Here is an 11,593-nt window from a genome sequence, read left to right on the forward strand (position 1 = left end):
GCATGAGAATTTAAGTTCTTGTTTGTCCGTTGCCGGTAATTATCCATTTGTAAGAGCACAATTCTTCCAAAGCCATTGGTCCCCTGGCATGAAGTTTCTGTGTGCTGATGCCAATTTCAGCTCCTAGTCCAAATTGTGCACCATCGGTAAAAGCAGTTGAAGTGTTGGAATAAATGGCTGCGGCATCAACCATTGAGTAAAAGGCTTTTATGGTTTCTTTGTTCTCGCTGATTATAGCCTCGCTATGTTTTGAACTGTACTTGTATATGTGATTAAGGGCCGATTCAAAATCCTTTACTGTTTTGATTGACATTTTGTGACTTAGGTATTCCGTGCCATAGGAATCTTCACCTGCTTGGTGTAAAAGCTGATCCTTATATGAGCCTTTCAGAATGTCAAACGATTCCTGATCTGCATAGATTTCTACATTTTTATCTTTTAACTGATTTACAAGCTCTGGAAGATCATTAATTCTATCGGAATGAATAATGAGACAGTCAAGGGCATTACAAACGCTTGCACGTCTTGTTTTGGCGTTGTAAATAATGTTTTTCCCTTTTTCAAGCTCTCCATCTTTGTCAAAATAGGTGTGAACGATACCAGCTCCGGTTTCAATTACCGGAATTTTTGAATTTTCACGAACCGAGTTGATTAAATTCTGTGATCCGCGTGGGATCAGAACATCTACAAATCCTTGTGCATTCATTAACTCTACTGCCGCTTCTCGTTCCGGCGATAGAAGTTGAACAATTTCAGCATCGACCTTTTCTTCTTCCAATGTGTTTTTAATGATCTTCACTAGGGTTTGGTTCGAGAACATGGCGTCGCTTCCGCCTTTTAAAACACAGGCATTTCCCGATTTTAGACAAAGTGCAAAAACATCAATGGTTACATTTGGCCTGGCTTCATAAATAACGCCAACAATGCCCAATGCCACGCTTATCTTTTCAATCAGCAAACCATTCTCGAGCCTTTTTGTTGATAGTGTACGTCCCAATGGGGAATCTAATCCGGCAACATTTTCAACATCGCCTGCAATACCAATTATTCTTTCACGATTTAGTAATAAACGATCATACTTTGGATCGTAAGTAGACATACGATCCAAATCCTTTTGGTTTGCTTCCAAAATTTTTGAGCTGGAATCAACGATTGCTTTGGAAAGTTTCAATAGAATCTTATCGATCTTTTGGGCAGATAAAAGAGGCATTTTTCGGGATGCTTCTTTGATTTTATGGAATTGTTCTATGGTATTCATTGTGTTTGAATTTAAATGTAAGATAATGTAGTATAATTGTCTTTATTTCAATTGTTAATATAGAAATAAATAATCATAGTGAACCAATGGCCTTGCTCCACTTTTACCTATATGAAGTTCTGCTTTGGCTTTGCTGTAGGAGGTTTTTCCCAATCCTAAAACTTGGCCTTTATCATTCATGATTTTTACGATATCTCCTTTTTCAAAACTTCCTTTAATATCGCTTACGCCAATAGGTAACAAACTTGTAGCATTGTTTGAATTTAATGCCTCTTCAGCCCCTTGGTTAATAATTACCTGTGCTTTTTCGAACCCATCAGATCCGGCAAGCCATTGCTTTACTGTCGATGCTTTTTTATAAGCTATAAATTCGGTGTGATCCACATTTTCATGATCTGCAATTAAATCCAAAACAATATTATCCCTTGAACCATTGGCAATGTGCACAGGTATTCCTGATTTGGCTATTCTTCCGGCGATACTGCATTTTGTAAGCATTCCACCACGTCCGAAATTGGATTTTTTGGTGGTGATATACTGCTTTAATCGGTTGATATCACCATTAATGGTTCTTAGCAATTTTGCATTAGGATCTTCTGGGTCTCCTGTATAAATACCATTAATATTGCTTAACAGGTAAAGTGCTTTGCAGTCCATCATCGATGCGATAAGACCAGAAAGTTCATCGTTATCGGTAAACATTAAAGCAGTAACCGAAACCGCATCATTTTCATTGATTACCGGCAAGATATCATTGGACAAGAGGGAACTGATGCAATTTTTCATGTTCAGATAATGTTCCCTGGTCCTAAAATCCTGCTTTGTTACCAATACCTGGGCACATTGTAGGTTGTGCTCTTTTAAGTACTTCGAATAAATATTTAGTAATTCAACTTGCCCAACCGATGACCATATCTGACGGGCAGAAATTGTATCTGTCTTTTGACTCAGGTTTATTTTATTTCTCCCGACTGCTACAGCACCTGATGATACAAGAATGCACTGATATCCCAACTTTTTTAATTCTGATATCTGAAATACAAGGTTTTTAATTCTCTGTTTGTCGATTTGGCCCGTACTTTTGGTAAGAACGTTTGAGCCTATTTTGATGCAAATTCGCTTCATGATCTTGATTTTTTATGGTGTACGCAACTACATCTTGCTACCCTAATATTGGTGCAAGATGCGAATGGTTGCATCGCAATTTTTTAAAATGTGCAATGCAATAAATGATTGTATGCTTGGTAAATAGTAATTTTCTATTTAAAGCAATACTTTAATACCGATTATTAATTAGTAAAGCCTTTTGTTCGTGTTACTCCAAACGGCTAACTAATTATATATCGGCATTTCAATTTAATATTTCACAGTTTCGCTTAAGCTCACTTTGAAATTTAAATGGTATAATTAGTAAGAGATTATCGTACCCACACGGGAAAGCGAAAAGTATTGGGTGATTTAGGGAAATGAGGGGCAATGAAAGAGTTGGATGTACCATAGAATGATACAATCAAATCGGTTTTTTTGTGTAATAATTTTAAGTCTTTCATAACGGAATACATTTGGTTATTAAGTTTCCCCCTTAATAAAACCAAGTCAAATATAAACATTCTTTTTGGATTTAAATCATTGCAAATTAGAATATTGGGAATATGTAGTCTGTCGAAAAGCTTTGCGAAATTCTGATTTGAATTGAAAAGATTTTACGCTTAGTTTGTGTAATGTGTAGGAAATCAATAAGGTGTGGCATAGTTGTGTGTGAAATTATAATCTTTGTTAAAATTTTTCAAATAAGATTTTTTCAGACCTGATTTTGTATGTTCAATTCTTATCTTTGTTTGAGAAATTATAAATCAAGATATACTATGAGTAAAAATCCTTTATTAGAAGAATTTTCAACACCATACAAATCTGTTCCATTCGATAAAATAGAATTGGAGCATTACATGCCAGCCTTTAAGCAAAGTATCGAAAATGCCAGAACTGAAATTGATGAGATAGCCAATTCTACTGAAGAACCAACTTTTAAGAATACCATTGAGGGCCTCGAATATTCGGGACAGCAACTGGATAGAATAGGTTCGGTTTTCTTCAATTTAAATCATGCACACACCAATGATGAAATGCAGGCTATGGCGCGTGAAATATCGCCTATGCTTACCGAATTCTCAAATGATATTATCATGAATGAGAAACTCTTTAAAAGAGTGAAACAGGTTTATGAAAAGAGAGATGAGTTTGATTTAAATGTAGAACAGACCAAATTATTAACAGATAGATACAAATCTTTTGTTAGATCTGGTGCTGATTTGGATGAAGAGAAGAAAGGGAAAATCAGAGAAATCTCGAAAGAACTTTCAAAATTAACCTTGCAGTTTGGCGAGAATGTTTTGGCTGCAACCAACAATTTCGAACTTTATTTAACGAACAAAGAAGATGTTGCAGGCCTGCCTGAAGGAATTCTTGAAGCTGCATCGGCTTTAGCCAAGGAAAAAGAGAAGGAAGGATGGATCTTCAATCTTCAATTTCCTAGCTATGTTCCTTTTATGCAATACGCCGATAAACGCGAATTGCGCGAGAAAATGTTTAAAGCCTATACTTCGCGATGTTTCAACGATAAATTCGACAATCAAAAGACCATACATCGCATTGTAGAGTTGCGATTGGCAAAGGTTCACCTGTTAGGATACGAAACTTATGCTGACTATGTATTGGAGGAAAGAATGGCAAAATCGGCAGACAATGTAATTAAATTCTTAAATGAACTTTTGGATGCATCAATGCCAAAAGCGCAAGAAGAGTTTAAAGAATTGCAAGAGTATGCAAAATCGCTTGGCGCAGATTTCGATTTACAAAGATGGGATTGGGCCTACTATGCTGAAAAGCTAAAGACCGAAAAATTCGATATCAACGATGAGATTACACGTCCTTACTTCGAGTTAGAGAGTGTGAAAAAGGGAATTTTCGATTTGGCTACCAAATTGTATGGCATTCAGTTCAAGTTGAACGCAGATATCGCTAAATATCACGAAGAAGTGGATGTGTACGAAGTATTGGACAAGGAAGGAAACTTTTTATCGCTATTTTATGCCGATTTTCACCCAAGAAACACCAAGCAAGGTGGGGCCTGGATGACTTCCTTTGTAGATCAGTACAAGCAAGAGAATAAGGATTACAGACCTCATATTTCCATAGTATGTAACTTTACCCGTCCGACCGAAACCAAGCCATCTTTGTTGACTTTTAACGAGGTAACTACTTTCTTGCACGAGTTTGGTCATGCATTACACGGAATGCTTTCTAAATGTACTTACAGTGCTTTGTCGGGAACCAATGTGTATCGCGATTTTGTAGAGTTGCCATCGCAGTTTATGGAGAACTTTGCTTTCCGTAAAGAATGGTTGGACGAAGTGGCAGCGCACTATGAAACAGGAGAAAAGATCCCTCAGGAACTGATTCAGAAAATTATTGATAGCAGTAATTTCTTAAGCGGATATGGTTTTGTTCGTCAGATAAGTTTTGGTTTAAATGATATGGCTTGGCACAGTGTTAATGAATCAATTACGAATCCGGTGGGAGAGTTCGAAGACCAGGCAATGGCATCAACTGAACTCTTCTCTAAGGTGAACGGAAGCTGTATGAGTACCTCATTCTCACATATTTTTGCAGGTGGATATGCAGCAGGATACTACGGTTACAAATGGGCCGAAGTACTGGATGCTGATGCTTTCGAGGCATTTAAAGAGAATGGCATTTACGATAAGGCAACTGCCGATGCTTTCCGTGAGAATGTATTGGAAAAGGGCGGAAGCGATCATCCAATGAATTTGTACCTGCAATTCAGAGGTAAAGAACCATCGATTGATCCGCTATTGAAACGCAGTGGTTTAAAATAAAGTCCTATTACATTTCAAAATACTTAAAAAAGAATGATACAATCGCTGTCTCAATCGGGGCAGCGATTGTTTTTTGTGTTTCCTACGCACTTTTATGCTCTCCTTACACAAGGGAAGGGTTTCCTGCGGGATATAAGTTAGCATGTTGCTTGTTTTTCTACTGGGAGACGCAATATTTTATCATCTTTTTAAAATATTTAATGTCATTTTAGAAATATTAGCACTTTTTTAGATATTTATATACCTATTCAAATAATTTAAAACCTTTTCAAATAATTTAAAACCTTTTCAAACTATATAATACCTTTTTAAAATAGGCAATAAAATTTGAAAAAAGAGATTGTAAATAGGTAAAATATAATGCATATATCGAAAGTGAAATCATTATTTAAAAAAGTCAATAGAATTTTAAAATATGCATTGAATTAACATTAATGTTCTATGTAGAATGTCCAATGTTCATGTTAAAAATAAGAAGGAAAGGCATTTTTTAACGAAGGACAGGCTTATTTGTGCGATGCTCGGCATTTTTCTTCAAATAATAGGCAATCATGTATCCGCGCAAGCGCTTTTTATTGTCGCGAAATACAAATTTTCCTGCATCACGAATTTCATCAATACACAGCTTTAGGTAGGTGTAGGTTTTATCGCGGAAACGCTTAGTTGCTTTTGTATCCCAATTCTTAACGTGATATTTTGATGCTAAATATCCTAATTGATTTGATAAGTTTGATGCTCTTTCAAGCAATTGAAAATCGAAAGACACTTTTTCCAGTAAATCTTTATGAGAACTTCCTAAATTAGATAAACTTGCTAGACTGTGAATAAGGGCAGAATACTTATTTGCCTTTTTCATTCTTTTTAATGTTTTGGATAATTCCTCATTATTTCGGAATGCATATGTAAAATAATGAACCAGTTCTCGGTAAATATCTTTTCCGGCCTGTAATTCCTTTTTCCAGCTTTTATCAAGCTCCGATTGGGTCTCTTTGTAATGAATCCAATAGGTTTGTACCTTTCGGCATATGTCAATTCTTACTCTCAATTCATCAATATGCTGCTGGTTTATTCCAACTTTAGCGAGCTCATTTAAATCATCTTTTGCCCATAGCACCAAATTTTCGGCATCTTGTAGGTAGGTATCAATTGGAATTGTGGGTTCAATGGTATTTTCTTTGGAAATGGCTTCTATTGCATTTAGGGAGCTTTCAGGAATAGGAAATTCTGCGATGTTCATTCTGATTTGTGTTTTTTATTGATAGATTAAATTTAGCAGAATCTTATTATAATATAGCATTTTGGCTGATTTAATTTTCAAGCTTGGAAAGAATAAAAAGTAAGATTTTAATCGAACTCAGTTTATTATCTTTGTTTCAAAATTAAATGAAGATGACCAAAGATTGTAGCAATTCAAAAATCATTAATTATGAGGGGAAGAAGTTTGTTTGTTCTCTGGCCTTTACTTTACAATTGATAGGTGATAAGTACAAATCGCTGATTTTGTTTCACTTGAAAGATGGTGAAATGCGTTCAGGTGAGTTACAAAAAAGCATTCATGGCATCTCGAACCGAATGTTTACCTTCTCGATAAGGGCTTTGGAGCGTGATGGTTTGGTAAGTAGGGAGGTTTACCCTGAAGTGCCACCAAAAGTCGTGTATGGATTAACAGAGGCCGGAAAAAGCATTATCCCCATCATCATGAAATTAGACCAATGGGGACAAAATTTTGCAAAAGAGAATCACTTGTACGCTCCTGGTGAATAATGAAGTTCGTAGGAGTGGGAATAGATTTCGAATACTACTCCGAATGGATCTTCTACATAACACATACGGTATGGTTTATCACTTGGATAATATTCACGAATAGGCATACGCTGTTTTCCTCCATGCTCAACAATCTTTTGAACCAATCCTTCTACATCCGGATCCTGAACCGAAAAATGGAATAAGCCGGTTTGGAATGGATTGAATTCCGGAGCTTTGGGTTGACTTTCTTTGAATTCGAATAGTTCAATGCCAATACGATCGCCGGTTGAAAGGTGCGCAATGCGAAAACTGTTCCATCCTTTGCCAAATACATCGATACACATTTGTCCGATTGCTGTCTCATTTTCTTCCAGGACTTCGGTTGGAGGCATAATTATATAAAAACCCATTACTTCGGTGTAGAATTTTACTGCCTTGTCCAAATCAGGTACTGTAATTCCAATATGGGAAAAGCTTTTTGGATAAACTTTTTGATCTTTCATCTCTGTTGTTTTAGTTTGTGCATCAAGCGAAAAAATTAGGCTGATGCTCATTAATAAAATTAAAATTGCTCTCATCATTCTTGTTTGAAATACGCTGCAATGTTAGAGCTAAAGAGGAAAGAAATCAATATCGCACAGAGCTGAAATATGGTTACATGGATGTGTGGTATGTTGAATATAAAGGCACGTAGCGATTGTTAATGATTTGTTAATTGCAAAAAAAAGCTGCCAATTATAAATTGGCAGCTTCTTCTGTAACAATGATATGCCTTTACCTCACAAAATTGGTAAGTATTTTTCTTTCTTGTTCAGGTGCTTCTACTGTTGCTTTTCCATTTTTCATCACTTCCATTAGGTAGGCCATATTTTTACCCAAAATTCTCATAATCTGCACACCTTCTTCATCCTGATGAACTTCTCCCGGCATTAATCCATGAATTACATTCCAATAGTTTGAGCTTGGAATCATCATTTCGGAATAGGCTAGGTAATTATTTAATTCGTTGAAAACAGGCAATCCGCCAGAACGACGAACGGCAACTACGGATGCACCCACTTTATGTCTGAATAAAGATCCGTTTGCACCAGCTACATAAAATGCACGATCGAGGAAAGATTTCATTCCGGCGCTTAACGAGGAGTAATGTACAGGAGATCCAAGAAGAATGCCATCGGCTTCTTTCATCTTCTGAATCCAGTCATTTACATCATCATTTTTGATCACACACTTTTCATCTCTATTTTTAAAGCACATATTACAGGCCATGCATGCTTTAACATTTTTTACACCAACATTTACAATTTCGGTCTCGATACCTTTTTCTTCCAACTGTTCACACACTAATTTTAATGCATGATAGGTGTTGCCTTCTTTTTTTGGACTACCGTTAAATGCGACTACTTTCATTTGTTTGTGTTTTTTATTTGATTGATAATGCAAAGGTAAGCTTGCAATTGTTTAGCTTGTTTTAATGAGATGTTAAAAAATTACGTAGAGCTTTAATTGCCTTCAATTTCGGCAATATTTGCCAGTGCATTATCGCGAAGTGGTTTGTATTTAAAATACCAAATTACTAAACCTATGATGATTGCAAGTATAAAAACCGAAAAGAAAACAATTTGAGATTCAACAGTATTGAATAATGGTTGAGATCTAAGATTAAAACTGGCATTCATTAAAAAAACTGCAAGAAATATCAGGATGCTCTTTTTTCGGAATGGATGATACCTTTCTGCTGCTTGCTTTAGCATGAGAAGTGTAGGCAGCGAGTAATCAACATTTTTGTATTCTTTTTGGTAGCTTCCAAATACTAGTGCAAATATTAAAAATGCAGCTACAAGGAGCAGTCCTGCAATCAAATCGGTAAGCTCTTTTGTGTCAAAATAGTGTATAAAGGCAATGATCGTGTAAAGTGGGATGAAAATCCAATAAACAATCTTCATTCTTTTGCATAGATTAGAATAATTACTATCCTCCTTTTTCAGTTTCCCTAATAATTGATCCAGATTGACTTTTTCGTTCTTTGTTTTATTTAAGTTCATGCTTGCCTCCTGTTAATTTGTTTTTTAATTGTGTTTTAATGCGGTGAATTTTCACCTTTACATTGGGTTCATTAATGCCGATCACATCTGCAATTTCTCTCATACTTAATCCTTCAAGCATAAGAGAAATTAAGGCTTTGTCAATCACAGAAAGCATATTTAACTCATTCTGAAGCTGGTTGAATTGCTTTTCTTCTTTTCGCTTGATTTCCAAATCTTCATTGTCCAGAATAGAACTTAGATTTTGCGTATCGGTGTTTATTATTAGCTGCATTTCTCTGTAGCTTTTGCCTGTAAAGCTTAGCGATGTGTTAACAGCTACACGATAAACCCATGTGCTAATTGCCGATTTACCTTTAAATTGATCCAAACTCTTCCAGATATTAATCAGTACTTCCTGATACATATCTTTTTGATCTTCGGCATTCGAATTATAGTAACGACATATCCGTTGTATTCGATCACTATTATCCGATAGAATTTGATTAAATAGATCTTCTTTTTTCAATGTGTGTGTGTTTTGTTCTTTATCTATTTAGTAAGGGAGGAGTATGATTAGTTACACTTTTTTTTGATTTTTTTACTTATAAAATCTCAAAGCCATTATAAGTCTCAAATTTCCAGATCTCTACTACTTTTCCAATTGGCAGTTCGTAAGGTTTATAATTTCTGTTTGAAGAAACCAACAGGAGAGATTGATTTTTCTCAAACTGCTTGTATACTACTTTAAATACGATACCATCCTCCTGGGTAACAATAATGCATGGAGTGCCATCTTTAATCGTTTCCCAGTTTTGAATATAAGATGCCGTTACCCACGATCCTTCGGGAATGGGAAGCATGGAGTCTCCTTTAATTTGGAAGGTTCTGTAGGTTTTATCTTTGGGCAAGAATGGGAGAGTGAATTTTGGCAGAGATTCTATAAAATCCAAATCGCCATAGCTATTTGTATAGCCGGCCTGGGCTTTTAGGGGAACCATTTCAATATTTTCATCTCCATCCTGGTTTACCGATATGGTAAGCAAACGAAGTTTCTTTCCAGTTACATCAATGTCAAATCCATCTTCGATTTGCGAAAGCTGAAATTCCGATAATTCCTGCAGCTTATATCTTATTAATGCATCAATGGAAACATTAAAGTATTCGGCAAATTTCACCAGTACTTTAAAAGGTGGTTGAACGCTTTTTTCGTAACCCGCCAGTGTGGTTCGTGTAATCTCCAATTGCTCAGCCAAGTCGGCTTGCGATTTTCGTCTTCTCTTGCGAAGGAACTTGATATTTTCTGCAAAAAACATACTTTTTTCTTTCAAAGATAAGGATAATAGACTAAATTATTGACAGGATTATGACGAAAATATCGACATCTAATGAGGAAGACAATATTGCATATGGATTTAGACACATTTTTTGTGTCGTGTGAGAGGTTGCAGGACAGTAGGTTGAACAATCGGCCGGTCTTGATTGGAGGAACATCAGATAGAGGAGTGGTAGCAGCTTGTTCTTACGAAGCACGAACGTATGGCATCCATTCTGCCATGCCCATGAAAATGGCTCGTATGCTTTGTCCGGAAGCTGTTGTGATTAGGGGTAATAGTGGAACTTACAGCGAATATTCCGATCATGTAACAGAAATCATTAAGGAGCGTTCGCCTTTGTTCGAAAAATCATCAATAGATGAATTTTATATGGATATAACAGGAATGGATCGCTTTGTGAAGGAAAGCTACATGTGGTCAAAGGAACTGAGAGAAAAAATCATGAAGGAGACTCGCTTGCCTATTTCCTTTGGTTTATCTACTAGTAAAACGGTTTCTAAAGTAGGAACAGGAGAAGCCAAACCCAATAATCATATCAATATCAACAGTGGCGAAGAGGTGCCTTTTTTGGCCCCGCTTTCCATTAAAAAAATTCCGATGGTGGGCGATAAAACTTACCACAAGTTGCGAAGTATGGGGATAGAAAAAGTACGAACCGTACAAGAAATGCCTATGGAGCTAATGGAACGCGTACTGGGGAAAAATGGGCAAATGATTTGGAAAAAAGCACAGGGGATTGATAATAGTCCAGTGATTGCCTGGAGTGAGAGAAAATCCATTTCTACCGAACGAACATTTGAGCGAGATACCACTGATCTTGTGAAATTGCGTAGTATTTTGGTTGCAATGGCTGAAAATTTGGCTTACCAGCTCCGAAATGGCAACAAACTAACCGCTTGCGTGACGGTTAAGATTCGTTATTCCGATTTTCAGACTTATACCAAGCAGAAGCGAATCCCCTACACATCTCTCGATCATACACTAATCGCTACAGTGCTCGACCTCTTTGATAAAATGTATGAACGCCGGGTTTTGATCCGACTCATAGGAGTTCGTTTTAGCAATTTGGTGGGAGGAACTTACCAGATTCGCCTGTTCGAAGACTCTGAAAAACTCATTAAACTGTATCAGAAAATGGATCATTTGAGAAACAGATTTGGAAAAAATGCGGTGAAACGCGCCATAGGAATGGATGTAAAAACCATTGGAGGAATGAATCCTTTTAACGGACAAGCTCCAATTATTCCTGCTCACCGTAGACGATAAAAACAATTAGTAATTAATAATTAACAATGAGTAATAGATAATTGACCATTACTAATTGTTAATTCT

General features: G+C 36.3%; 11 protein-coding genes. 3 read left to right on the top strand and 8 right to left on the bottom strand.

What is annotated here, in order from left to right:
• Positions 1-10: 10 nt before the first annotated feature.
• Complete coding sequence (locus BXY64_RS17040) at positions 11-1,258, bottom strand: glutamate-5-semialdehyde dehydrogenase (RefSeq protein ID WP_120241191.1); 1,248 nt, start codon at positions 1,256-1,258, stop codon at positions 11-13.
• Between the two features lie 54 nt (positions 1,259-1,312).
• The gene (proB, locus tag BXY64_RS17045) at positions 1,313-2,383 is read right to left on the bottom strand and encodes a glutamate 5-kinase (protein ID WP_120241192.1); all 1,071 of its coding nucleotides are present in this window, start codon (positions 2,381-2,383) and stop codon (positions 1,313-1,315) included.
• Between the two features lie 740 nt (positions 2,384-3,123).
• On the opposite strand from proB, the gene BXY64_RS17050 reads away from it, so the two are divergent.
• Complete coding sequence (locus BXY64_RS17050) at positions 3,124-5,154, top strand: M3 family metallopeptidase (protein WP_120241193.1); 2,031 nt, start codon at positions 3,124-3,126, stop codon at positions 5,152-5,154.
• A 490-nt stretch (positions 5,155-5,644) separates the two neighbouring features.
• Here the strand turns inward: BXY64_RS17050 and BXY64_RS17055 are convergent, their stop codons facing one another.
• Positions 5,645-6,391, bottom strand: coding sequence for a hypothetical protein (locus BXY64_RS17055; protein WP_120241194.1), 747 nt, complete (start codon positions 6,389-6,391; stop codon positions 5,645-5,647).
• Between the two features lie 152 nt (positions 6,392-6,543).
• Here BXY64_RS17055 and BXY64_RS17060 point away from each other — a divergent pair, with 152 nt between their 5' ends.
• Positions 6,544-6,918, top strand: coding sequence for a winged helix-turn-helix transcriptional regulator (locus tag BXY64_RS17060; RefSeq protein WP_120241195.1), 375 nt, complete (start codon positions 6,544-6,546; stop codon positions 6,916-6,918).
• Here BXY64_RS17060 and BXY64_RS17065 read toward each other — a convergent pair.
• From BXY64_RS17065 to BXY64_RS17085, 5 genes are all read right to left on the bottom strand, one after another.
• Positions 6,894-7,403 carry a lactoylglutathione lyase family protein gene (locus BXY64_RS17065; RefSeq protein ID WP_120241373.1) on the bottom strand — a complete coding sequence of 170 codons (510 nt, stop codon included), beginning with the start codon at positions 7,401-7,403 and terminating at the stop codon, positions 6,894-6,896. The two genes, BXY64_RS17060 and BXY64_RS17065, sit on opposite strands and share 25 nt — an antisense overlap.
• A gap of 271 nt (positions 7,404-7,674) precedes the next feature.
• On the bottom strand, positions 7,675-8,310 hold the full coding sequence (locus BXY64_RS17070; protein WP_120241196.1) for a flavodoxin family protein: 636 nt from the start codon (positions 8,308-8,310) through the stop codon (positions 7,675-7,677).
• Between the two features lie 92 nt (positions 8,311-8,402).
• Complete coding sequence (locus BXY64_RS17075; protein ID WP_120241197.1) at positions 8,403-8,945, bottom strand: hypothetical protein; 543 nt, start codon at positions 8,943-8,945, stop codon at positions 8,403-8,405.
• A complete protein-coding gene (locus BXY64_RS17080; RefSeq protein ID WP_054721846.1) occupies positions 8,932-9,453 on the bottom strand; it encodes an RNA polymerase sigma factor in 522 nt (173 codons plus the stop codon). The genes BXY64_RS17075 and BXY64_RS17080 overlap by 14 nt, the downstream gene beginning before the upstream one ends.
• A gap of 76 nt (positions 9,454-9,529) precedes the next feature.
• A complete protein-coding gene (locus BXY64_RS17085; protein WP_120241199.1) occupies positions 9,530-10,240 on the bottom strand; it encodes an XRE family transcriptional regulator in 711 nt (236 codons plus the stop codon).
• A 72-nt stretch (positions 10,241-10,312) separates the two neighbouring features.
• Between BXY64_RS17085 and dinB the strand changes: the two genes are divergently transcribed.
• Positions 10,313-11,527, top strand: a complete 1,215-nt coding sequence (gene dinB, locus BXY64_RS17090) for a DNA polymerase IV (RefSeq protein ID WP_120241200.1) — start codon at positions 10,313-10,315, stop codon at positions 11,525-11,527.
• Positions 11,528-11,593: the final 66 nt, after the last annotated feature.

This window comes from Marinifilum flexuosum (assembly GCF_003610555.1).
GTDB lineage: Bacteria > Bacteroidota > Bacteroidia > Bacteroidales > Marinifilaceae > Marinifilum > Marinifilum flexuosum.

What these genes read in the sequence shown, in the direction of transcription:
- BXY64_RS17040 (WP_120241191.1), bottom strand. Translation starts at nt 1,258, where the DNA reads ATGAATACCATAGAACAATTCCATAAAATCAAAGAAGCATCCCGAAAA.
- proB (WP_120241192.1), bottom strand. Translation starts at nt 2,383, where the DNA reads ATGAAGCGAATTTGCATCAAAATAGGCTCAAACGTTCTTACCAAAAGT.
- BXY64_RS17050 (WP_120241193.1), top strand. Translation starts at nt 3,124, where the DNA reads ATGAGTAAAAATCCTTTATTAGAAGAATTTTCAACACCATACAAATCT.
- BXY64_RS17055 (WP_120241194.1), bottom strand. Translation starts at nt 6,391, where the DNA reads ATGAACATCGCAGAATTTCCTATTCCTGAAAGCTCCCTAAATGCAATA.
- BXY64_RS17060 (WP_120241195.1), top strand. Translation starts at nt 6,544, where the DNA reads ATGACCAAAGATTGTAGCAATTCAAAAATCATTAATTATGAGGGGAAG.
- BXY64_RS17065 (WP_120241373.1), bottom strand. Translation starts at nt 7,403, where the DNA reads ATGAAAGATCAAAAAGTTTATCCAAAAAGCTTTTCCCATATTGGAATT.
- BXY64_RS17070 (WP_120241196.1), bottom strand. Translation starts at nt 8,310, where the DNA reads ATGAAAGTAGTCGCATTTAACGGTAGTCCAAAAAAAGAAGGCAACACC.
- BXY64_RS17075 (WP_120241197.1), bottom strand. Translation starts at nt 8,945, where the DNA reads ATGAACTTAAATAAAACAAAGAACGAAAAAGTCAATCTGGATCAATTA.
- BXY64_RS17085 (WP_120241199.1), bottom strand. Translation starts at nt 10,240, where the DNA reads ATGTTTTTTGCAGAAAATATCAAGTTCCTTCGCAAGAGAAGACGAAAA.
- dinB (WP_120241200.1), top strand. Translation starts at nt 10,313, where the DNA reads ATGAGGAAGACAATATTGCATATGGATTTAGACACATTTTTTGTGTCG.